Source organism: Xenorhabdus sp. KJ12.1 (genome assembly GCF_963876495.1).
Taxonomy (GTDB): domain Bacteria; phylum Pseudomonadota; class Gammaproteobacteria; order Enterobacterales; family Enterobacteriaceae; genus Xenorhabdus; species Xenorhabdus stockiae.
Genome location: NZ_CAWNQH010000105.1, coordinates 50190 through 75379 on the forward strand (window position 1 = coordinate 50190; position 25190 = coordinate 75379).

A 25190-nucleotide genomic window follows, 5' to 3' on the forward strand; every position below is an offset into this window, starting at 1 on the left:
ATTATTCAATGATGTTATTAATTTTCTTAGTCAGCGTGTGAAAATTTTGCTATTCATCTGTTTTTAGGGAATTCAGTATTTATAATAGAGATAATAAAAATATCCTAGTGTTATTCTTATGTTACAAATTTATGATAATATGGAAATGCCCAAACAGGGACGTATCAATATATAAAGATAATATATCGCCTATCTTTCAGGGGAATTATTTTTTATCGATTATCATTCATCCCTGTCGTCGTTTTTATAAACATATGGTTATTTATATCCCTGAGACTTGTTCTTTTACTGTCGTGATCCATTCGAAATTCATTTTGTATATAAATTAGTCCTGTTTTCTTTGCATTTTAATGAGGGGATTGGGACTAAATATAGTGGTTAAACAGACTTTGTTATTTGACTATATTGATTTTGGAAATAAAAACAGGATACTTTTCAATTGACAATTTCTGTCTGCCTTCTGAATTTATTTTTCCATGCCTCAACTCAATAAATTGACACGATTAAATATCACAAATTTCAATTTATTCATGGGCTGCTCGTTTTTTATCTATTTATGTGTTGATGCCCAGTTATTTTATTTAACTGGGCTTTTTTGATCTTCAATTTTTAAATTTATACCGGGACTTATTTATGGGAAAACCATTTTGGAGAAGTGTTGAATACTTCTTTACAGGTAATTATTCCGCTGATGATGGTGATAATAATATTGTGGCTATTGGGTTTGGTGGGCAAATCCATGCTTATGGTGGTGATGATTACATCACTCTGGGTTCGATTGGTGCTTCTATTTATACCGGTGCAGGTAACGATACTGTAGTCGGTGGTTCAGCATACCTGAAAATCAATGATACCAGTGGTAACTTAAACGTAAAAGGTGCCGTTGGGTACGCCGAAATTAATAAAGAAGAAGAAGGCTCTATTTCTTTCGCAGGTGCAGCGGGTGGTGCTGTTATTCAGCATGATGGCCGTTCCGGTAATATACATTATTCAGGTGTTGCGGCTTATAACAATTTATATCGTCGCGGGTACAGTGGCGATATCACATTTAAGGGTGCGGGTGGTTATAACCATCTCTATTCAGATGTGGTCAACGGTAATATTCATTTTATGGGTGCCGGAGGTTATAACCAAATCACCCGTAAAGGTTTAAATGACAGCTTTAATGGTGAAGGGATTACCTATGCGAAAGCTGAAGAAATTGTATTAACGACGGCAACACTGGGCGGAAGCTGGATCCAAAAAACACAGCAGATTGTTGGTATTAAATCCACACGTGAAATAAATACTTTTTTATTTGCTGCTATTGATGATAAATACACCAAAATCAATAAAGTTCGTATTCATAATGACCCCAAAACTGGCCGGCTGAAATATTATACAACCTCTTGGCATAAAGCAGGTAATCATCTCAATAATCTGGCATCTCAGGATATTTCTGATGCTGGCGGTTACCAGCTGGTTAATGTTGACGGGGTATATAAATTATCAGATCTGACAGTTGAGCATCATCAGTCATTTACGATACATGCACTGGAAAGTGAATTACCCGAAGATGAATGGGTGACCTATGCCGGCGGTGTTCAGATTGCAGCAGAAAATATTACGCTGTCAGATGCCCAGATGGGGGGGCACGCTGTTTCAATGGATGGCAGTACCTTTGATGTAAAACCCGTGAAATCCAACCAAATGGCGAATACCTATTTATACGCCAAATTCGTGGGGGGAATTACCAAAGTTGTCGTCGTTCAACTGGCGAATGATCCTGCAACGGGTGAACTGAAATATATTGCCACACCGTGGTACAAAGCCGGTGATCAAACGGCGGTCATGGCAGATCAAACTATCGGCACCCGTTCTGGCTATAAAGTTATCGGTAAGGGCAGTTATACACTGAGTCATGTTAATTACAGTGTAAATACTGTCCGTGTGACGTCTGAACGGATTAGCTCTATGCATGAGTTCAGTGAGCGGGAACTGCTAGACCAAAAACAGGATGACAGCAATGGTGATGTCCGGTTCGAAGGCGCAGGGGGCGGCAATGTTATTAAATCCAATGTAGCTCGTGGCAATGTTTATTTTAAGGGGGCGGGTGTTGCGAATGTCATTCTGCACAACTCGGAAATCGGTGATACCGAATTTAGCGGTGCTGGCGCGGCAAATGTTATTTTTAAGAAGAATAGAAAGGGAAACCTGATTTTTAATGGTGCTGGTATTGCTAATGTCATTACTCATGTCAATAGCACTCATGCGGCACTTGATGCATCAGAGGGGTCTTACAATGGTGATAGCAGAGTTATTGCACTTGGAGGCGCTAATGTCCTGACCCGTAAAGGTAATGGCCGGGTTTTTGCCGTGATGGGAGGCGGTGCAAATGTGCTGACTCATAGCGGAAATGGCAGAACCACAGGTGTCATGATGGGCGGTGCCAATATTCTGACCAAAGTGGGTAACGGAGATACCACCGGTTTAATGTTTGGTCTGGGTAATGTCCTGACTCATGTGGGTAACGGCAGAACATTGGGCGCAATGGGGGCGGTCGGTAACGTCTTTACCAAAGTGGGAGACGGCGAAACCATTGCCGCCATGCTTGCTTTCGGTAATATTTTTACCCATACCGGGCAGGGAAATGCATACGCAATGATGGCTGGCGGCGGCAATGTCTTTACCAAAGTGGGTAACGGCAATGCGCTGGCGCTGATGGTGGCGCTGGGTAATGTGTTCACCCATGTGGGGGATGGCCTGAGTGTCGCTCTGATGGTGGCGAAAGGCAACCTTGCCACCAAAGTAGGGAATGGCGAGAGTCTTGCTGCCATGATTGGTGTGGGAAATGTAATGACCCATATTGGCAACGGTAATACCTTTGCTGCGATGGTGGGGGAAGCCAATATTTTCACCAAAGCGGGTGATGACCTGACAGCGGCCGTGATGATTGGCAAGGCTAACATTTATACCCATGTGGGGCAGGGTACCAGTCTCGGGTTGTTTGCCGGTAATGCCAATATCATGACCAAAGTCGGCGATGGCACAACGTTGGCCGCGATGTTTGGTCAGGCTAACGTGATGACTCACGCTGGTCGTGGGCTGACCGGCGTACTGGCATTAGGTGAAGCCAATGTGGTGACGAAAGTCGGTCACGATTTTATGGGGGTTTTAGCTGCGGCTAAAGCCAACGTGATCACCCATGTTGGTCATGGCATTACCGCCGGCGTCTTGTTGGGTAAGGGGAATATTCTGACTAAAGTCGGTAATGGGACAACGGTCGGCCTGCTTGTTTCCAAATTCGGCAATATTATGACCCATGTCGGCGATGGCAATACCGTGGGTTTTGCCAAAGGTACGCTGAACCTGATGACCAAAATGGGAGACGGTCTGGCGGTCAATGCCGCCTGGGGCGATGCCAATATCATGACTCATATGGGAGCCGGGGATCACTATAACTTTGCCAGAGGGAAAGCCAATCTGGTGACCAAGATCGGTGATGGTCAGGTTGTCAGTGTCATGCAGGGAATGGCTAATATCATTACTCATGTAGGTCATGGTGATGATTATACCGGCGCGTGGGGTAAAGCGAATGTGATCACCAAAGTGGGGAATGGCCGTCAGGTTACACTGGCTAAAGGCGATGCAAATATTGTCACGCATGTGGGGCAGGGTGACAGCTTTAATGCCCTGTGGAGCCAAAGCAATGTTGTCACCAAAGTGGGTGATGGTATGCAGGTTACTGCCGCGAAGGGTAAAAGTAATATCACAACCAGCGTGGGGAATGGCCTGAGCGTGGTTGCTGCCCACGGTGATTTGAACGTAAATACCAAAGTGGGGGATGGTATCTCGGTCAATGTGGCATGGGGTAAGCTCAATGTCAGCACCAAAGTGGGTGATGGACTGAATGTCTCGGTAATGAAAGGCACCGGCAATGCCAACATCCATGTTGGTGACGGGATGAATATTCACGCTTCCTATGCCCGTAATAATGTCGCCATTCAAATCGGTAACGGGGATTTTTACAATCTGGCGCTGGCCTCCAGCAATACGGAAAGCCATAAACTGGCAACACTGTTCGGTAATATCAAACAGACGTTACTGGGTGTCATGGGCAGTCAGGGAATTAGCTTTCTGGTTCATGGTGATGAAGCCAATACATCCGGCAGTAACCGTGGACGGGGTGCTATCAATTTACCGGAAGTGGATGGTTTGAAAGGCTTTAAGCTGACGGAAATCAGTGAGGTCAGCTCCACGCTTTCTGCTGATCTGCATGCCTCAGTGAGCCAGCTGGAAACACCGGATGTCAGCAGGCTGGAAACCATCATGAATGAAGAGGGACAATCTGGGAAAAATCAGAAGCCTAACCTGATTATCAACGGGGATTTTGAGGACGGTACTCTGGGCTGGCAAGCGACCAACGGGATTGAAGCCCAGCATCCGGCGGCATCTTATGGGCTGGATAACGCAGGCCACGGTAGCTATGTGTCTGAACTGGATGCACAGGTTAACACCACTATTTATCAGGATTTGAGCCAGCTTAAAGCGGGAGAAGTCATTACCCTTGATTTTGATTTTGCCCGACGAGCAGCCAGCACCGATGATAACGGAATGGAAGTGCTCTGGAATGGTCAGGTTATCTTCTCATCTGCGGACGATAGGATCGTCTGGCAGCATAAACAACTGGTACTGGTTGCTCAGGCGGGCAGTAACCGACTGGCGTTTAAAGGTATCGGTAAAGACGATGGCAGGGGTTATATACTGGATAACATCGTGGCAACGTCGGATCGCTCAGATAACAGTCATGATGGTGATCTTCCGTCAAAAGATGTCGTGGCTGAAAGTGTATTAGCCGATAAAAGTAGCGCTGAAGCTGATCATGAACGTCTGGCGCAGGAAAAAGAGCAACAACTGGCAGCGATTGCAGGCACTCAGAATCAGCTGGAATCCACGGATTTTGATGCCCTGAATGCGAATGGACTGACACAGCGTGATGTTATCCGGGAAGAACAGCAGGCTGTGACAGATGAACTGCTGGCGAAATCCAAGGCGCTGGAACTTTTGGATGAACAGATCCACGCACACCATCAGGGGGAATCCGGAACACACTGGCGTCATGACTTTGCCGGTGAATTATTGGATAAGCTTCAGACACAGGTGGACACGTCAAAAGCAGCAGCCGGACAGCAACTGGATAACGCACTGTCTACAGCGCTACAGCAACAGCAGAAGATCGAAAATTCACTGGATAAATCAGAAATCAATGTTGCCAAATCTAAACAAGATCAGCTAAATGTCGGGAAAGATGTTGCGGATGCCCGGATGAAAGCCGAATACCGGAAAGAAGAAGCGGAAGCACAGCAAAAGCAGGCGCAGCAGGCCAAACTTAGTGCCAGCAAGACGCTTCAGGATATTGAGGCTGAAGCCAGTGAAGTTGCAAAAAATAATGGCTATACACCACGTTTTAGTAATGTTGGTAGTAATCGATCAGGTAAAGCCTATGAAGCAGAAAGGATTGGTGATACAACCAGCCACATTAATTCCACGACTTTGATACAGGAAGTCGGAGCTTTCAGTAAAAAGCTACAAGAATCCGAGAGCGATTTATCTGCCCTTGCCGATGCTAAACAGGCTGTTGAGCGTTTACAGATCAATGCGGGCCTTCGTGCTACACAGGCAAACTCTACTCATATACCGCGCTCATTGCGCGCGCAGCAATTACCGCATAGCAATATTTCACCTGAAACAGTGCCGAATATCTCTGGGTCGGAGAACAGAAAATCCCTGTTTGTTTCTGGTCTGGATCTGAGTGGCCTGAAACCTCTGGGAAGGTCAGACTCCCGCGGTAGCTCCGTGCGGAGTAATTTGTCGCAAAAGAGCAGCTCAACCTATCCTTTCATCGGAGAAAGAGCAGAGAAAGTCGCGGAAATATACCGTTGGCTGGATAGAGGACGCGATCAGTTAAATGATCATTCAAAGAGTAACTATATTCCTGTACCGGGTAGTGTGCGCCCTAATGTTGAGATTAATGACAACATCAGAGATAGGCTGACTGATTTCATTGAGAATTTCTTCAGCATCATCCGGCATACCATTCCTAAAGATCAAATTGCGCCGCTGGCGAAGTTGTTTGTTGATTCAACCCTTGATTTTGACTGGGATAAGCGGGTTCAGTTTATTACTAAACTAGAGCGTTTTGGTTATAGCTTTGAACCTAATCATGGTGAAAAAAGTATCGTTTCATTCTGGTCAGGTCAGGAGTTCAGCATCTATCGCTCTGTACTGGATGCTGTGCAGCCAGATGATAAAAAAGTGGTTTACGATATTGATGTGAAAGGAAACGTGCTTGCCCTTGAACTCAATAAGAAGCTGATGGATTGGTGCAATACATCCCTTGATCCTGATGATTTCCAACAGGAAAGGTTGCACACCGCCATCAGCGAAGCGACACGGAGTAATATTGGTTTCTGGTGTTCTGTTTATGCGACGGGTGCGCGTGATGATGTTTATGTCATCGCACCGAGCGGGGTACGTTTAGGCAATTTCTTCTGGAATGTTGAGCTGCCGGTATTGCGCCAATTACAGCGTGAAGGTCTGGTCAATGAAATTCGCCTGCTGGATAAACACGCCTATCATTACCGGGGAAAACCGCTGGAATCTATAGGGCACAGACTGACCGATCCGGGTGTCAGAGTGAAAATGCGCTTTGATTCACTGAGTCCGGCTGAGCAGATGAGATATCTTGAACAGGATCCTGATGGTTACCACGCAAATACACTGATTGATCTGGATATTAAAGTCAGTGCTATTGATGGCATGTTAAACCAAGCTATCCCATTCTATCGCCTGCGCACTGACCGCAATATTTTGATACGTGAAGGCTTAAATAATAGCTTTGAAGTTATGCCTTGGCCGGGGCTTCGTTCTTCCGGATCAAAGGTGATTAAAGTCGAAAACCCGCAGGATAAGGCGCAGATTAATACCATCGAGCGGTTTATATTTGCCAATTATCAGAATTATGAACAGATCCCGGATGAATTACGTCTGGTGGGAAGTCACATTATTTCCCTTGAAGATGGTCATACCCGCATTCTTGCCGAAAAAGTCAGTGGTTCTTGGTATTACTCGCCGAATACTGAACTGATGTCCGGTGATGAATTACAGAAAATGGCTTATATCAAAGGCAAGCCACTGGGTGAAAGCTATCGTAATGTCATTGAATCACTGCGTGCTTATGAACAGCTCTTACGGGAAAAACCGGATTATTCACTGGATGCCATTGAACAATTAACTCACCTGCAACAACAGGTAGCGGGATATTTGCTTGGGCATTCTGAATCAGGGCGGGCACCTGCAATGAATCGGCTACTTTCTCAGATTGATATCCGTCTGAAAGAGTCACTGGTTCTGGCAGATCCGACCTTGAAAAGCTCAGGGAAAGGGACGTTCAGCGAACTATACAATAGGCTCGATAACGCTAACCTCAAAGAGAGTAAACATCTCTATTTAGATCCTCAGGGCGATTTTGTTACTCACGGTCAGTTCAGTTTGCATATTGGTAAAAATACCGCAGATGCCGGGCTGAAACAGGTAATGGCCGCTGTAACCAAAGAGTATGGTCAGGATGTCACGAATGCTGTTTTCGCCGGTCTGGCTGTCCATGATCTCGCGAAAGATGGCAAAGGTATTGATATTGCAGGTCTGAAAAAAGTTCATCTGGCAATTGAACAACACTTGTCTCCTGTCAGTGCCACACTGTATGTCTGGCGGCCGAGTGAAAACAGTACGCTGGGCCATGTTGCAATGCAGATTGGTCAGGGCCGTGTTCTGGTTAATGCAGAAGATGCGACTCATCTCAATCAAATCAACTATGTGAGCTGGTGGCCGGCAGGGAATAAATCGACGGATATACGAGAACTTCTGAATATCGCCACACCGGATCAGCCCGATCTGCGACTTCGCTGGCGTGATCTGAGCCAACCTGCTTTTCAGGCACCCACCCTGACATTTGATGTTGAGGCTGAAGAAGATGATGGCTTTGGTCTGGCAGATGGCTCAGCTGAGCTGAAAGAATTCCTTGAAAAACTGAAAATCGCCAAAGGTGTGGATGTTAAATTCAGCGATGTCAGCGAAGGATTTGCGATGGCGGCGCTTGCTAATCCGGAGCTGCTCAAATCCGCTGAAATACCGCAATACATTTATCGCCCGTACCTTGCTCAATGGGCTGATCCCGGCATGGATATGCATGAAGTCGGCCGTAATTTTGCGGAAGCTTTACGTCTGGCAGCGAGACTACAAAATTCCAGACGCATGGAGAAAGCCATTGCCAGTGTTATGAGCCAGTTTGCTGAAAGAGAGCTGGCAGAGATTGCCAATTTCAAAAATAGCACAGTTGACCCTGATCGAGTCTATCGCATCAATCTGGAAGGCCTTGATGTAGCGGCAATGCAGGCCGAATGGGGCAAAATCAGCAGTGATCCGGATGCCCGCTATCAGCTTATGACGCAAAACTGTTCAAGTGTTGTTGCCCGTATCCTCAAAGCTGGCGGAGCAGAGAAACTGCTTGGCAAAGCATGGCGGCCTGGTTTTGGTGTCTGGACACCAAGCGAGCTGTTTGATTTCGGTCAGTCATTGCAGGAAGCAACTCAGAGCAAGCGGGTTAAGCAAAAACATCACCGTCTTGATACTGTGTTAAATCATGGCGGAACCGGACAGCAACCGGAAAGATCAGAGAAATTAGCTATTCCTAATGATGGCTCAGCACCGCATGAGCGATCGCCGAAGAATCCTGTAACCCGCTTCATGAACAGTGAACTGTACGGCACAAAAGAAGAGCGTCGCCAAATCAGTCGGGAGATGCAGAACAGAATTAATTTAGCAATCAATCTCGGTACTACCCAAAAAGTGACCCTAAAGGGGGAAGCCGGACGTTTGGCAGGCTATTACCATCAGGGGCAAAACGCATCACAGAGGGATACTTCGGATAAAAAAGTCGTCTTGTTTATCCACGGCTCCGGTTCATCGGCGGAAGATCAGGCGGGTAAAATTCAGCCACATTACCGACAGCAGGGTATTGATGTGTTGTCGGTGAATATGCGCGGTTATGGCACCAGCGACGGGTATCCGAATGAACAGGGAATGTATCAGGATGTACGTACCATGTTCCATTATCTGGTTAATGAACGTGATATCAGCCCGGAAAATATCATTATCCACGGTTATTCAATGGGAGCACCGATTGCGGCTGATCTGGCCCGTTATGCGGAGAGTAAAGGAATGACGGTTTCCGGCTTACTGTTGGACAGACCGATGCCAAGTATGACCAAAGCGATCACGGCTCATGGAATATCGAATCCGTCCGGCCTTACCGGAATACTGGCAAAAGCCGTCAATGGTAAATTCTCTGTGGAGCACAATCTGCGCGGGGTCTCGAAACAGATGCCGATTATGTTGCTGACAGATAATGAAGGTCTGGGCAATGAAGGCGAAAAACTCCGAACCAGACTGGTGGCCTCTGATTATAACGTTTCTGGTGAACACACGTACTATAGCCATGCATCCAGTTATCAGATAATGGTGAAATATGCCGGACAAATTGTTGCCAATTTATCTGAAGCTGCTTCTCAGGTGCACGAGCAGGAAGACAGCAATATTCTCAAAGGCATCAAAAATGATTTGATGCGCTACACGCAGGTGCTGAAACCTCAGATAGATAATCAGGGTCGGGAACAGGATTTGCGCGCGACAAAAGCCTTCCTATCAGGTTACCGGCATAATCACGCTAACCAAATTGTGGATGGTTTCCATTCGGATATGGATATCCGGCAGCTGGTGGATATGCTGGTTAAAGGAAACTGGACTGCGGAACAGAAAGGTGCACTGGCGTGGGAAATTGAGCACCGGGCACTGAAAATGACTCTGCGACCAAAAGTAGAGAAATATAGCCGCCTTTTCCGTGATGTCGCTTCTATGGGGGCGGTAGATGCAAAAGCCAGCGAACATCTGGCGCCACAACTGCTGTTACTCAACTTGTCTAATGATGGTTTTGGTGGGCGTTGTGTACCACTGTCAAAACTGGTTCTGCTGGCAAAACAGCTGGAAAATGACGGTCAGGAAAACGTAGGACGTAGCCTGCTGAATAAAATGTACTCTGCGGCTTCAGTGCTCAACAATCCTGAATTGTATTCTGAAGGTGAACAGGTTAACGCCAGTAAGTTACTGGGGACACTCTCTGCGCTCTATGCCAGAGATCCGATGCTGGATAGCACCACGAAAATATGGAAAGAGAAACTGAGCGGTGAACAAGCGCTGAGTGTACAAGGTGTGATTGAAAAAATCACGGCTGCCAATGCAGGGCAAAAACCGATTCTGCTGGAGCTGAATACTCTGGGACACGCGATGGCGGCGTGGTCAAAAGGTAGCGGTGAGAACCGGACATACGGCTTCTATGATCCTAATGTCGGGATTGTCGAATTCTCCTCGGCAGAGAAATTCAGCGATTACGTCACACGTTTCTTCGGTCAATCCGGTCTGAACATGGCAAAAAGCTACAACATGGCTAAAAACAGCCAGCGGGAAAGAATGTTCGGGCGTGTCGTTGTTCTGGATGGAGAGGCACTGGCAGCTTATCGTCCGGTATTCGGTGACAGAACAACCATGAAAGATATTCTGGCCATGGAAATCTTTGATGGCTCACCGATGAGAAATGCGCTGAACAGGCTTCATCCATTGAATAACCACGATCTGAGTGAATGGGAAGAGATTGAGGTGTTGCCGAGATTGGAACGCAAAAAAATGCGTTTTGATGGTCAGGTTATTATTCAGCTCGAAGATGATCCCCATGTGGCTGATTCTGTCTCTTATCTGGCGGGTAAGCATCCGAAAGAGAGTGTGCTTGTCCAGCTTGATCGCAATGGTCAGTATAAAGTGGTATATGGCGATCCGAGTCAGTTGAGCGGCACAATACGCTGGCAGGTTGTTGGTCACGGTGGTGATGAGATTGATGGCTACAACAGCACGACAATGAGTGATTACACGGCATCTGAACTGGCAATGCGGTTAAAGCAGTTCCAGAATAGTTTCCAGTATGGCGGAAAGCTGGATTATATCAGTCTGGTCGGCTGTTCTCTGCTCAGTGATGACAAGCGCGATGGTTTTGCCTATCGCCTGATTTCTGCTCTTGATGAAAATGGGCTCCGCACTACAGTATCTGCCCGTCGAACCGAAGTAGTGATCGGTAAATCAGGTCGTAAATATACGCGTTCTGAGCACAATAGAGCGGAAAATAAGATCACGGAAAATAAAATCGTTCTGAGCTGGAACGATAAAGGAGAAGTTGAAGGCAATGCCGAACGTATACGCAATAATGTTTCTGAAAACAACGTTTCACTTGTCCGTGTAGGTAGCCTGCGTAGTAGCACCAATAGCCGGAAGCATCGCCCGCATGAGGTGATGACAGAGAAGAATGCGATTGCAGACAATACCGAAACTTTCCATGCGCCGAAAAAACATCAGCATCAGGATTATCCGGTCGGGACGTCTTCCGATAACCGACTGAGCTATTCCGGCAATGTACAGGTACAGGCGGGTGATGGCGAATTTACCTCTATTAACTGGGGAACCACCAACGTGGGTATTAAAGTTGGCACGGGAGGATTCAAGTCACTGGCGTTTGGCGATAATAATGTCATGGTTCATCTGGGAGACGGTGACAGCAAACACAGCGTCAACATTGCCGGTTATCAGGCACTGGAAGGAGCACAACTGTTCATCGGGAACCGGAATATCAGCTTTAATCAGGGACGCAGCAATGATTTGCTGGTTATGATGGATAAATCCATCCCGACACCACCGATGCTTAACCCGTTTGATAATGTTTCCCGCGTCTCGGGCATTCTGCAAAACATTGCTGGTTCGTACTTCACTTCTGACTGGTTGTCGGAACAGGAAGCACAGTGGACAACCGAAAGCGTGAAGAAATATCTACAGGATATGTCAGGGCTGGATATGACCAGCAGCGTGGATTACACATCGCTGACGGATCTCGACTCTCAGTATAAACGCAGCGGCCGCGGCCTGAAGAGCGATATTGAAAGCACACTGAACAAGAAATATAACCAGTGGTTGAGTGGAGCCGGGAATAAGCCGGAAATGGCTAACTTCAGCAGAGCCAATAAACTCCGCCAGATGAATGAAAAACTGGCCTTCAATTTTGCCGTTGGTGGTCAGGGTGCTGATATTCAGGTAACAACCGGTAACTGGAACCTGATGTTCGGCGACAATATTCATTCGATTCTGGATATTAACCTCGGTTCATTGTTTGGCCTGATGACTCAGCAATACACCTCAACAGGGATAGCAAAAACCACATTCACATTTAATCCGGCGGATCTGCCTCGTCAGCTTAAAAATAAGCTGTTGAGAAACCTTGCCAGCGTGAATGCTGATACCACACTGGGTGATATCTTTGGCGTGGATTACACCGCAGATGGAGCTATTATTTCCCGTTCAAATAAAGCGGTAGATGGTGTTGCCATTGTGCGGGAAATGCTGGAGGTGATCAGCGAATTCAGTGGTAACCAGTTGTCGGCATTTGTTGATCCGGAAACACTGCGTAATGGTCTGAAAACCCATCTGGCAGCCGGTGCAGACGGGGTGAATTCGTTCCTTGAAAGTCATGGCATCAAAGAAAAAGCCCCGACAGAACAGATTACATCGGCTGAAAATACCGATGAGGAAAATACTCAATCAGAGCGCACTTTCGGCTTTAATTCCCTCAATTTGCCAAACTTGTTTGCAACCTTGCTGAAGCAGAATAAGCAGGAAGAGATGAAAGATCTGGTTTCTGATCTGAAACAGAACCTGACTGATGATCTGCTGCATATGCAGGAAAAAACCTTTGATTTCCTGCGTACCAGCGGTCATTTGCAAGGGGATGGAGACATCCATGTTTCCCTCGGTAACTATAACTTTAACTGGGGTGGAGACGGCAAAGATCTCGGTGCTTATTTAGGTGATAATAACAACTTCTGGGGCGGTCGTGGTGATGATGTTTATTATGCTCTGGGAACCTCCAATATTTTCACTGGCGGTGAAGGCAACGACACCGGTGTTCTGATGGGGCGCGAAAACATCATGTTTGGTGGTCAGGGCAATGATGTTGCCGTAGTTGCTGGCCGCATAAACTACGCCTACATGGGAGAGGGGGATGATCAGGTCTTTGCCTTTGGTGAAGGCGGAGTTGGTGAAGGCGGAGTCATCGAAACCGGTAAAGGGCGTGATTACATTGTGGCTTCCGGTAACTTCAACCGTATTGAAGGCGGAGAAGGTCAGGATTATGTCGTTGCTATCGGCAACAATAATCAGGCCGATTTGGGTGATGATCATGACTTTGCCACGGTTTTCGGCAACTATAACCGGATCGATGGCGGGGCAGGTAACGATGCCATAAAACTGATGGGTTACCATGCTCTGATTAACGGCGGAGCGGGAGATGATCATCTGATTGCGGATGTTATCTCCAAGTTCAGCCAGTTTGACGGCGGTGATGGTGATGACTTGCTGGTGCTGGGAGGATACCAGAACCGCTTTAAAGGCAGTGCTGGCGTGAATAGCTATGTGATCAGCGGAGATGTGATCGATAACGTGGTTGAAGATATCAAACGCGGTGACAAGATTGTCTTCAATGAACTCAACTGGCAGGATTTATGGTTCCAGCGCAGTGGTTACGATCTGGTGATGCTCACCAACCGTAATGTGGAAGACAGTTCTGAACAGGGGCAGTTTGAAGCAATCGGCTCTGTGACCTTTTCGGATTACTTCAATGGCAACCGTGCGGATATTGTTACCCGAATGGGCGATAAAAATACCCACGGTGAGCGTGAATATACCGCGCTTTCTGCCAATGCAGTGGATTCGCTGGTTCAGGCAATGAGTGGCTTTGCACCAACAATTGGTGACAGTGGCTTTATTGACGCACTGGATGGACAAACACAATCTTCCATTATGATGGCCTGGTCGGATACGACAACGGGTAAATCCAGACTGGTTTGATAGTTTTATTTAAGTAATAAAAATGGCTCACATTGGTGGGCCATTTTTATATCATAATGAATAGAGAAATACGGTATGATATTAAAAAGTTTCTGATAAATTATTTGTTACTATTATAGCTATATCAAATCATCAACTTTTAATAATGTTATTGATTTTTGTTAAATAAATTTATAAATAATGACGATGTGTTATTTTATTAAAATGTAGATATATATGTGGCCCATCCATTCCTACAGGTCACATTAACCATGTGATCATTGTTTCTGGCATCTATTAATAGATTAAGAGCTATTTTTTTTTGTTCATCAGTAATTTTTCCATCTAATCTGTTTAATTTTATATAATAATTGGGCTGATTTGTTATAGTAAAAAAAATAGATTGATAATCATCAAAATATAAAATAGCGCCTACGTATCCCTGTAGTACAGAAGGATTTCCAGGTGGGCAAGAGTATTCAGCATAGGCGGAACCAATTGAGCATGTTAATAAAAATACAATAATTTTAAATATATTATTAGTCCTCATAATATTTTCCTTGCTTGATTTTAAAAAAACAACTTGGTTGTGTGTATTTTTAATTATAGCACTTATACCAATATGTCAATATTACTGAGAAATTTATTTATAATTAATTATACATTTAAATTTTATTTCTTTCTTTTTTTTAAAAAATCAAGAGAAGTATGATGCTGTATTTTTTAATTTAATTTAATGATTGTTAAATAATAAAATCTTCAAATGAATATAAAGTGGAAATCATTTCTATTTCTATTTCTATTTTTTACATTCTTAATGTATTTCTATTTTTTTCTAAAAATATGTTTTTAACAAGACATAATTATGGCTTTTATCATAGAATTGCCACGTTGAAATGACGTTAAACGATACCTTGAGGAGCGACAAAAAAATGTTAGAAATTGCCCTTGAAGCAGTAAATACAATCAAAAAACGGACTCAGGATGCGTTTGACGGAGCCGGACAGTTTGACTACAAACCGGATCGTTCTGTTGTCACTCAAACTGATTTAATGCTGGAAACAGAGATTCGTAACATACTGGAAAAACGCAGCCCGGGTGTTCCCATTCTGGGAGAAGAGTTTGGGCAGGATGGCAGTGATCAATTCGAATCGGGCTGGATCATTGATCCCATTGATGGAACAAGGGCATTTCTGTATGGCGTACCCTTGTTTAGTACGTTGCTGGCTTTTGTCGAAAATGGTGAACCAAAACTTGGGGTAATCAGTTTTCCGGCAATTTCCACCGTTGTTTATGCTTCACAAGGGGAAGGGTGCTGGATGAATGTGGAAGGCAAGCCGTTACGCCAGCTTAAAGTGATGGATAACTCACCAACATCTGTTAACAATGCTGTGATTTCAGCTTCCGGTATACACAGTTCCGGTTATCATCTGGAAAATGGCACTGTGGTTTATAATCTGGATGGGGTAGTGAAATCTGCCCGTGATTTTGTCTTTGTTAATGATTGCTACCAGCACACGATGGTTGCAGCCGGAAGGTTGCACTGTGCTATTGATACAATAATGAAACCCTGGGATAGCGCGGCAATTTTGCCCTGTATTAAAGAAGCGGGTGGTGATTTTTGTGCACTGAACGGCAGTCGGAAAAGGGCCATGTTTGGTGGCAGCCTAGTTTCGGCCTGTAATTCAGCATTGCTGGATCAGGTGGTAGAGATAATGAACTCTCCTATAACTATGTGACTGGGGTGAACGAGCGCAGCCAACAAAGAGCTACTTGAAAGACGAAGTGTATACAACCCGAAATAGAAAATCCCGGATGTGATAATACATCCGGGGCCATGAAGCTTAATTCTTCAGAATATGTGACAGAATTTGCAGTGCCTTACCGAATTGAGCCTCCGGTATTGTCAGGGGGTAGAGGAAACGGATCACGTTACCGTGAGTACCGCAGCTCAATAATAGCAACCCTTCGCGTTTAGCTCTGGTTTGTACTTCGCGGGTAAATTCTGGTGAGGGTTTACCGGTTTGTGGATCGTTAAATTCCACCGCAACCATGGAACCCAGTGCACGAATTTCGGCGATTGCCGGGCACTGAGTGCGCGCTTGTGCCAGTATTTCCACCAGATGCTGACCAAGCTGATTAGCTCGTTCGCACAATTGCTCTTTTTCGATGATATTGAGTACTGCATGGGCGGCTGCCACCGCCAGTGGATTGCCCGCATAGGTGCCGCCAAGCCCACCGGGTGCCGGTGCATCCATCACTTCTGCACGGCCAGCTACACCGGAAAGCGGCATCCCTCCCGCGAGACTTTTCGCCATCGTGATCAGGTCTGCTTTTACATTGTGGTGTTCCATCGCAAACAGTTTACCAGTCCGCGCAAAGCCGGTTTGCACTTCGTCGGCGATTAACAGGATGCCATGCTCATCGCACAATGTGCGTAGCGCCTGCATAAACTCGGTGGGTGCCATGTTGAATCCGCCTTCACCCTGTACTGGCTCAATAATAATAGCGGCAACCTGATCCGGTGCGATATCGGCTTTGAAAATATGTTCCAGACTTGCCAGAGCATTATCGACTGATACTCCGTGAAGCCCGTTCGGATATTTGGCGTGGTAAACAGAGCCGGGGAATGGGCCAAAACCGATTTTATACGGTGCTACTTTGCCAGTGAGCGCCATTGCCATAAAAGTACGACCATGAAAGCCACCACTGAAAGTAATCACTCCCGGCCGACGGGTATAAGCTCGGGCGATTTTCACGGCATTTTCGACAGCTTCCGCTCCGGTGGTGAAGAACGCGGTTTTTGTCGGGCCGTTGATAGGCACCAGCGCGTTAATACGTTCTGCCAGTGTCACATAGCTTTCATAAGGTACGATTTGATATGCGGTATGGGTGAATGCTTTTAGTTGTTGTTCAATTGCGGATACGATTTCAGGGTGACGATGACCTGTATTCAGTACAGCAATGCCAGCCGCAAAATCGATGATTTCGTTACCTTCCACATCCCACAGAGTAGCATTTTCCGCCTTTTGCGCGAAGTAGTCACTCAGCACACCTACTCCGCGTGGAGTAGCATTCAGACGACGTTGATTCAACTCTGTATTTTTCATCAATTATTCTCCTGAAAATGGCATAAATTTGTAGGGTTACTAGGATAGTGCGGTGACCAGCCGTTGCAGTTTTTCCTGAAACGTATGCCGGATAGCCAGCGCTTGTTGTAATGTCACTTGGGTAAATTTTACTTTGGCACCGGGAGGTAACTGCCCGAGAATATCCAGATCACTGCTGACGACGGTACCCAGAGTCATGTAGCCACCTCCGGAAACGGCATCCCGATGTAAGACAATGGGCGTACGCCCCGAGGGAATTTGAATAGAGCCAATAGGATAGCAGGCATCCACAATATTGGAGGGATCAGAACCTGCGCCAAACGGCGGTGTACGCTCCACAAAATTTAGTGGACGCCCATCCAGAAAGCGGTAACCGATGCGATCAGATTCAGAGCTGATCCTCCATTCATCGCTGAAAAAACTGTCAACGGATTCTGCCGTCAGGCGATGGATATACATACCGGGAACCACCCGAAGTTCGGCATGTTTATGAAACTCCGGTTTAAATTCTTCCGGCAGGTGATGACCAACAGGGCCTTGTCCGCAATACGCCGTTACAGGAAGCGTATCTCCGGCCTGTAACCGGCGGCCCTGATATCCACCCAGTGAGCCGAGACTGTATGTGGAGCGGCTACCCAGTACCAGAGGGACATCGATACCACCTGCGATGGCAAGATAACTACGGGCACCTAAAGATGAGCCGGTTATTTTCAGTTGCTGCCCTTTTTGCGCCAGCAGGCAGGTATTAAGGGGAACGGACTGCCCATCCAGTTGTATGCCCATTGGTGCTCCGCTGACAGCAAAAACGGTGTCCTGCTCAAAGAGCAGTTCCGGCCCCATCAGAGTACATTCTAATCCCGCTGTATCCGGCGCATTCCCTACCAGCAGATTTGCGATGGCCAGCCCAAAACGATCCAGTGTGCCGGAAGGCGGAATACCTACGTGATAATAGCCTTCCCGGCCAGCGTCCTGTACTGAGCTTGATAGCCCCGGTTTCAGCACCTTAATGCCATATAACACTTCAATTGACATATAACACCTCAATCGCCATATAGCACCTCCTGCAAATTTGCAGTACAAGATTGTGGATCAGCTTCAAAGGCTGCAAGGTCAAATTCAACAGGACGAATACGCAATGTAAACTCTTCTCGTTCAACTTGTGAAATAGCCTGAGCATATTCATCGCGATTGATAGGTTTGAACTGAACGATATCGCCTGTGCGGAAAAATACCATTGAATCTTTAAGATAAGGCAGGCGCTGTTGGGTATCGTAAATGGGGGCAGGAGTCACGCCAAAGAGTTGATAACCCCCTGCACCCCGTACAGAGTAGATACAGCCGAAGCACCCGCCGTGTCCCAGTGAAAGCTGTGGGGTATCCGTACGGGGGATCAGATACTTAGGCACCTGAATTTGTTGTTCCTGTTCTACCATCTGGTACATAAAGGGTAATCCGGCAACAAAACCGACCATAGATACAAACCAGGGAGCACCGCTGTGCTGAGCAATAAATGCATCAATATCAGGCAAGCTGTTAATTCTCGCTGCATATTCCAGATCGGTGGAGTGTGGGTCCTGATGGCGTTCCCGAAAACGCATCAGGGTTTCGTGCGTCCAGGGATCATTGTAAAGCACCGGAATTTCGATAATACGCGTAGAGAGCTTTTTATCGGTGTTTTCTTGTTCCGCTACGGCCTTAACTTTCTCCAGTAATGTTAGGGGAGGCAAAATATCCGGGTTGAAGCGTATCTGGCATGATGCATTTGCCAGACAAATATCGAATATGCCCGGTAATGCAAGGTTTTTAATCGCTTTTGTTAACGACATACTACGAAAGAATGCCTTCAGAGACATTGCTTCGCTGATTTCAATAAAAAGATGTTCGTCGCCGCCGAAGGTGTAGCGTAAATTTGGGTCAGACATATCAGCACTCCTCCTCATTAAAATTTATACCGTCATTTGTGCTGGTGTGGAGGTGTAATCGTGATGCCTGCATCCTGTAAACGGGTGACTATTGCCTGAAGTAGTGGGAGTGCACCGGGGGTATCGCTGTGCAGGCAGACAGAGGAAAATTCAACGTCAATATCGGCTCCTTCTACGGTATGGACTTTACCCTCCTGACAGGCTCGTAACACTTTATTAGCGACTATTTCAGGGTCGAGCGGCTCAACCAGACGGGTAAATACAATAGAGCCACTGAGATCGTAATCGCGGTCAGCGTAGAACTCACAAACCACAGGATGACCGAGTGTGGTAGCTTCACGCCAGATAGCCGAACCGTGCATGCAGAATATGGCCAGTTCAGGAGCATGTTTATGCAGTGTGGAGACGAAATAATGCGCGGCATCGCTGTCACGGGCCAGATGCATATATAAGGCACCATGTGGTTTTATATGCCTTAGCGGAAGGTTATACAGCGCAGCAAATTCGCGTAATGCACCGAGCTGATATAACACATCGTTGGTTAATTCCTGTGGGGTGGTATTGATATGGCGGCGGCCAAATCCGACAAGATCGCGGAACCCGGGATGGGCACCAATGGACACACCTTTTTGGTGTGCCAGCTCCACGGTTTTACGCATAATGCAGGGATCGCCCGCATGAAAACCGGTGGCTATATTGGCTGAGCTGATTAATGCCATAATTGATTCATCCACATTATCGCCGATAGTCCACGGGCCGAAGCCTTCGCCAATGTCTGAGTTGAGATCGATGTTTATCATAGTCATGCGCTCAAATTGTGAACTGAATGTCAAAAATATAATATGGTATGACAAAAAGAAGAAATTTTTTTCTGATGCCCACGCGATACATATTGAAATCCCATTGAGTATAGGCCATGTGTTCGTTTAAGCCGGCACATGATCTTGCTAAATATTATGGCAAACCGATTGGATATATTATGAAATTAATCAGATAGGAATAATGTCACGGAATTTACTTTGGTTTTTCCGCACAATGGGGCGCTTTTGGATGATATTTATTGAGATAAAATGGCTTCTTCTTTACCAAGAATGGGAAATTTTATCGCAAGATATAATTATCAGAGGTTATAGATTTATATTCTTCATCCTCCAATTTCCCATTTTATTGGTACAAGTTGAAAGATGAAGAAAATAATTAATTGGTATACACAATGGATTTCAAGATGCATTGCGGCGGAAAGGGAGTAAATCCCCGGGAGCATAGATAACCGTATGTTTATAAAGACGGTGATTGGGGTGAACGAGCGCAGCCAACAAAGAGGCAACTTGAAAGACCAAGTGTATATTATCGTAACTTACAAACAAGGGCTATTTCATGGCAGTTATTCTGGTAAGCTATTTCTATTAATGATAACCATCTATTTTTAGAAGGAATATCAACCCATATTAATATTCGGGTTGATATTCTATTTTAGATTTTGCATTCAATGGTGAGATTGAATTTTATTTTATCGCGATGAATACCGCTTATGTTCTTCACTCTTCAATATGCCATTTTGATGACCTATGTTGATAAGTGAGGAGTTTGATTGACTGATATTATAGGAATTTACAAACAAACGCGGCTTCATGGCAGTTATTCTGGTAAGTGTCCCAAAAACCTGCTGGCTGGTTATCAATATCACTTTGTGACAGCATAGGTTTATGCCACTCAATCTGTAAACCCGCTTTATGACTTGCCTCTGCGTGTTGTTCACGGCTCCAGCTGTACATTGTAAAAGGCGCAGGAGGAAGAGGAGGATTACGTGATGGAAAGGTAAATTCGGCTTTAAAGAGGAGACCGCCTCTACAGTGCTCTTCGCTAAGAATATCGCAGAGATAATTGGAACAATTGCCTTTAGTTAACCGGTAGTCAGGCTCAATAGTGTAAGCAATTAATTTACCGGAAGGTGCCAGATTATTAGCAACAGTGCGGAACATCATTTCAAGTTCTTCGAGTGAGATAGCATTACAAAATAGCCAGGATGCGTTAATGATGTCAAATTTACCCAGTGATTCCATATTGCAGACATCTCTGACATGAAATTCGATACCATCACCATATTGCCGAGATTTGTTTCTTGCAATTTCAATCATGTTAGTTGAGATATCGGCACCGACAACTTTTGATGCCCCACGACTTTTGTAAAGCCGGCTAAACAGGCCATAGCCACAGGCTAAATCTAATACTGATTTTCCTTGTATCTCACCTGCCAGCTCAAAAACCGTCCTGATTTCTACCTCTATCTGCGGAGCAGAATCTGAAAATCTTTCATAAACATCAGCGATAGCGTTATATACGTTTTTTTCATTCATTACTTTCTGTCCTTAACTAAGATAAAAGAAACAAAACTAAGGTAAAAAATAAGCGGAATTTTTTGCTGTTTTATAAGAATTAAATTTGTTAGTGATATAATATTTGATGTTTTTTTTCTGGGTTTTACCTTAATATATAAATACCCAGTTTAATATGATTATTTTTATATCAGGTATGTTGTTTTAATGGAACATGATAAATAAATTGGATATTTTATTTTAAGTATATTGTTATTCTATAATAATATCGGGTAAGTTTAGTAAGGATATCAACCCATATATTTCGCTAGACTGATATCCTATTTTTTTATTCAGTGCCTAAAAATCGGTGAATTGCCCGTAGTACTGCTTCAGGTTTCTCTGCATGAACCCAATGACCGGCTCCCGCGACAACCCAGGCAGTGGCTTGTGGGAATTGATTAATAATATCCTGACGGTATTCTTCCGTAATGTAATCGGAGTTCCCACCACGAATAAATAAAGCTGGTTTATGCCATGCCGGAATTGTTTCCCAGCCGATAATTTTTTCGTATTCTTTTTGCAGTACGGGTAGGTTAAATCTCCATTCCCCCTGACGGAATGATTTTAGTAGAAATGGAATCACGCCATCTTCTTTAATATCTTCAAGCATGATGTCTGTAGCCGCCTGCCGGGTTTGTACACCTGCTTCCGTTACTTTGTGCAGTGCCGCAAAAATACTGTCATGACGCCTTGCCTGATAAGCAACCGGAGCCATATCAATCACCACGATTTTTTCAATGCGCTCCGGGGCAATTGCTGTCATGCTCATGGCGATTTTTCCCCCCATGGAATGACCTATAATGATGGCTTTTGCTATATCGAGTTCGTCAAGAAGTGCCAGCACATCTTGTGCCATGTCACGATAATCCATATTTTCCATGCGGGGAGAAATACCGTGATTTCGTACATCAATCTGAATCACCGGATAATATTGCTGTAAATCACGCCCTAATATTCCTAAGTTGTTTAAATCACCAAAAAGTCCATGGATAAGGATAATGGGAGTGGAAGACAACGGATTTTCGGGTTTGTGTAAATGATAATTTAATTGATTGTTTGACTTCATAATTTGCCTGAGTTTAATGACGTTCATACAATGTTTAATATTGTAGAGTTTAATATCATGACACATCAGCAGAGACAAACAAAATGAGGGGATATTGGCTGTAACTAATTGATTTATTTTAGGGGAAAAGTTTCTTTCTTTTCAATTCTCAATTTAAGAAAGAATCACTTTAAGTTATTGAAAGTTTAATTGTTTTGTTTTGTTGCATTATATCTTATAATCTGGGGATAATTTTTTCATTAAGAACAGTACTGGATAGAAATGAAAACGATAGAAGTTGATGAAGACCTTTACCGCTTTATTGCAAGCCAAACCCTGCATATCGGTGAAAGTGCATCTGATATTTTACGGCGCATACTGAAGTTGGACGCCGGGCAGCCAGTACAAACTACACAGCCTGCCAGTGAACCTGTACCCGTTAACAAAATACCAGCTGTACGTCCCCGAGATACTGTCCGCGTTATACGCGAGTTACTGCTTTCCGATGAATATGCTGAAAAGAAAAAATCCGTTGAGCGTTTCATGTTAGTGCTGTCTACGTTGTATAGTCTGGACAGCGAAAGTTTCGCCAGAACAACAGAAGCAATGCATGGTCGTACCCGCACGTATTTTGCCGGTGATGAACATACGCTGCTGGCCAGCGGTAAACAAACCAAACCTCGCCATATCCCCGGCACACCTTTTTGGGTGATCACCAATACCAATACTGACCGTAAACGTAGCATGATTGAGCAAGTTATGCAGGATATGAGTTTACCGGTAAATTTGATTGAAAAAGTGTGTGGCACTATTTAGATTCGGCGTTTAGGTTTAATCAGCAGTCTGCGGTTAATCAATTAACTCTCTAAACCGTTCAGCGTATCTGTTTTATACTGCACTGGCGACTGTCCGGTGCAGCCTTTCAGGAGAAATAAAGTGGCGATTCATCCTAGGGCAGGGCAACTGGCCCAGCAGCATGATTTGATCAATGTTGCACTCCTCACTTCACAGTATTACACCTTACAACCCAATCCCGAAAATCCGGCCCATAAAGTCAAGTTTGGTACTTCCGGCCATCGTGGCAGTGCCGGGCGTAATAGCTTTAACGAAGCGCATATTCTGGCAATTTCTCAGGCGATTGTAGAAGTACGTAAGCAATATGATATTACTGGCCCGTGTTATATCGGGAAAGATACACATGCACTTTCTGAAGCCGCTTTTATTTCCGTGTTGGAAGTACTGACAGCGAATGGTGTTGATGTGGTCGTGCAGGAGAATAATGGTTTTACGCCAACGCCTGCTATTTCACATGCCATTTTGTCTTATAACCGTCAGGGAAAAAATCTGGCGGATGGTATTGTAATTACCCCTTCTCATAATCCACCGGAAGACGGTGGTATTAAATATAATCCGCCTAATGGTGGCCCGGCTGATACGGATCTGACTTCCGTTATTGAAAATCGGGCTAATGAATTGTTGGCTGGTAATCTGAAAGGCGTTAAACGCCAGCCTTACGAACAGGCATTAAAAAGTGAATATTTGCACCCTCAGGATTTAGTTGATCCTTATGTCACCGCGTTGGGTGAAGTTGTCGATATGGCAGCAATTCAGAAAGCGGGTCTGAAAATCGGGATTGATCCCTTGGGTGGCTCAGGTATTGCTTACTGGCAGCGTATTGGTGAGTATTATAATCTCGATCTGACGCTGGTGAATGATAACATTGATCAGACTTTCCGCTTTATGACACTGGATCGCGATGGTGTGATCCGGATGGATTGTTCATCCCGCTGGGCGATGGCCGGCTTGCTGGAATTGCGGGATAAATTCGATTTGGCATTCGCCAATGATCCTGATTATGACCGCCACGGCATCATTACCCCAGCCGGCCTGATGAACCCTAACCATTATCTGGCGACCGCAGTGGATTACCTGTTCCGTCATCGTCCGCAATGGTCTGAGAAAGTGGCTGTGGGTAAGACGCTGGTTTCCAGTGCCATGATTGATCGGGTTGTGGCTGATCTGGGGCGTGAACTGGTGGAAGTTCCGGTCGGGTTTAAATGGTTTGTTGACGGGCTATATAAAGGTGAGCTGGGCTTCGGTGGAGAAGAAAGTGCGGGCGCATCTTTCCTGCGTTTTGATGGTACTCCGTGGTCAACAGATAAAGACGGCATCATTCTTTGCCTGCTTGCGGCGGAAATGATGGCAGTGACCGGTGAAAATCCACAGCAGCGCTATGACAAATTGGCGGCTCGTTTTGGTACGCCGAGTTATAGCCGTCTTCAGGCTCCGGCAAGTCATCAGCAGAAAGCACAGTTATCTAAGTTGTCACCGGAAATGGTAAAAGCGGATACGCTGGCAGGTGATCCAATTACGGCTCGCCTGACAACTGCTTCCGGCAATGGTGCTTCCATTGGTGGCCTGAAGGTGATGAGTGATAACGGCTGGTTTGCGGCGCGCCCTTCAGGTACAGAAGAAGCATATAAAATTTATTGCGAGAGTTTCCTTGGTGCAGAACACCGTGAAAAAATCGAGCAGGAAGCTCAGGAGATTGTTAACCAAGTATTTGCTGCGGGTTAATTAGCGCTGAATACTGATGAAAAAAGCCGCTGCTTTTGCTGCGGCTTTTTGTTAAAACAAACATTATTGACGTATGCATGTGTCATAGATTTCTTCAAGACAAAATTGGTATTTTTTAGGATGATCGATATGTTTTTTACATATA

Annotated in this window: 11 protein-coding genes; 4 read left to right on the plus strand and 7 right to left on the minus strand. The window is 45.3% G+C overall.

Translation table 11 applies throughout. The features are described from left to right. Positions 1-633 precede the first annotated feature (633 nt). Positions 634-14034, plus strand: coding sequence for an MARTX multifunctional-autoprocessing repeats-in-toxin holotoxin RtxA (gene rtxA / locus AACS92_RS18035; RefSeq protein WP_099109077.1), 13401 nt, complete (start codon positions 634-636; stop codon positions 14032-14034). A 199-nt stretch (positions 14035-14233) separates the two neighbouring features. Here the strand turns inward: rtxA and AACS92_RS18040 are convergent, their stop codons facing one another. Beyond that, a complete protein-coding gene (locus AACS92_RS18040) occupies positions 14234-14563 on the minus strand; it encodes a hypothetical protein (RefSeq protein WP_099109078.1) in 330 nt (109 codons plus the stop codon). A 382-nt stretch (positions 14564-14945) separates the two neighbouring features. Here AACS92_RS18040 and AACS92_RS18045 point away from each other — a divergent pair, with 382 nt between their 5' ends. After that, positions 14946-15752, plus strand: a complete 807-nt coding sequence (locus tag AACS92_RS18045) for an inositol monophosphatase family protein (protein ID WP_099109079.1) — start codon at positions 14946-14948, stop codon at positions 15750-15752. A 105-nt stretch (positions 15753-15857) separates the two neighbouring features. Here the strand turns inward: AACS92_RS18045 and AACS92_RS18050 are convergent, their stop codons facing one another. The 6 genes from AACS92_RS18050 to ybfF form a co-directional block, all read right to left on the minus strand. Beyond that, the gene (locus AACS92_RS18050; RefSeq protein ID WP_099109080.1) at positions 15858-17123 is read right to left on the minus strand and encodes a 4-aminobutyrate--2-oxoglutarate transaminase; all 1266 of its coding nucleotides are present in this window, start codon (positions 17121-17123) and stop codon (positions 15858-15860) included. A gap of 39 nt (positions 17124-17162) precedes the next feature. Then, positions 17163-18155 carry a 5-oxoprolinase subunit C family protein gene (locus AACS92_RS18055; RefSeq protein WP_099109081.1) on the minus strand — a complete coding sequence of 331 codons (993 nt, stop codon included), beginning with the start codon at positions 18153-18155 and terminating at the stop codon, positions 17163-17165. Positions 18156-18163: 8 nt separating this feature from the next. Beyond that, complete coding sequence (locus AACS92_RS18060; protein WP_099109082.1) at positions 18164-19045, minus strand: 5-oxoprolinase subunit B family protein; 882 nt, start codon at positions 19043-19045, stop codon at positions 18164-18166. Between the two features lie 32 nt (positions 19046-19077). Then, positions 19078-19845, minus strand: coding sequence for a 5-oxoprolinase subunit PxpA (locus AACS92_RS18065; protein ID WP_099109083.1), 768 nt, complete (start codon positions 19843-19845; stop codon positions 19078-19080). An 801-nt stretch (positions 19846-20646) separates the two neighbouring features. Further along, positions 20647-21402 carry a class I SAM-dependent DNA methyltransferase gene (locus AACS92_RS18070; RefSeq protein WP_099109084.1) on the minus strand — a complete coding sequence of 252 codons (756 nt, stop codon included), beginning with the start codon at positions 21400-21402 and terminating at the stop codon, positions 20647-20649. A 307-nt stretch (positions 21403-21709) separates the two neighbouring features. Then, a complete protein-coding gene (gene ybfF / locus AACS92_RS18075; RefSeq protein WP_099109085.1) occupies positions 21710-22489 on the minus strand; it encodes an esterase in 780 nt (259 codons plus the stop codon). A gap of 261 nt (positions 22490-22750) precedes the next feature. On the opposite strand from ybfF, the gene seqA reads away from it, so the two are divergent. Both seqA and pgm read left to right on the plus strand, forming a co-directional pair. Continuing rightward, positions 22751-23284, plus strand: a complete 534-nt coding sequence (gene seqA / locus AACS92_RS18080) for a replication initiation negative regulator SeqA (RefSeq protein WP_099109086.1) — start codon at positions 22751-22753, stop codon at positions 23282-23284. Positions 23285-23404: 120 nt separating this feature from the next. Then, entirely contained in the window at positions 23405-25045 is a 1641-nt protein-coding gene (gene pgm / locus AACS92_RS18085) for a phosphoglucomutase (alpha-D-glucose-1,6-bisphosphate-dependent) (protein ID WP_099109087.1), read from the plus strand. The last annotated feature ends 145 nt before the right edge of the window (positions 25046-25190 follow it).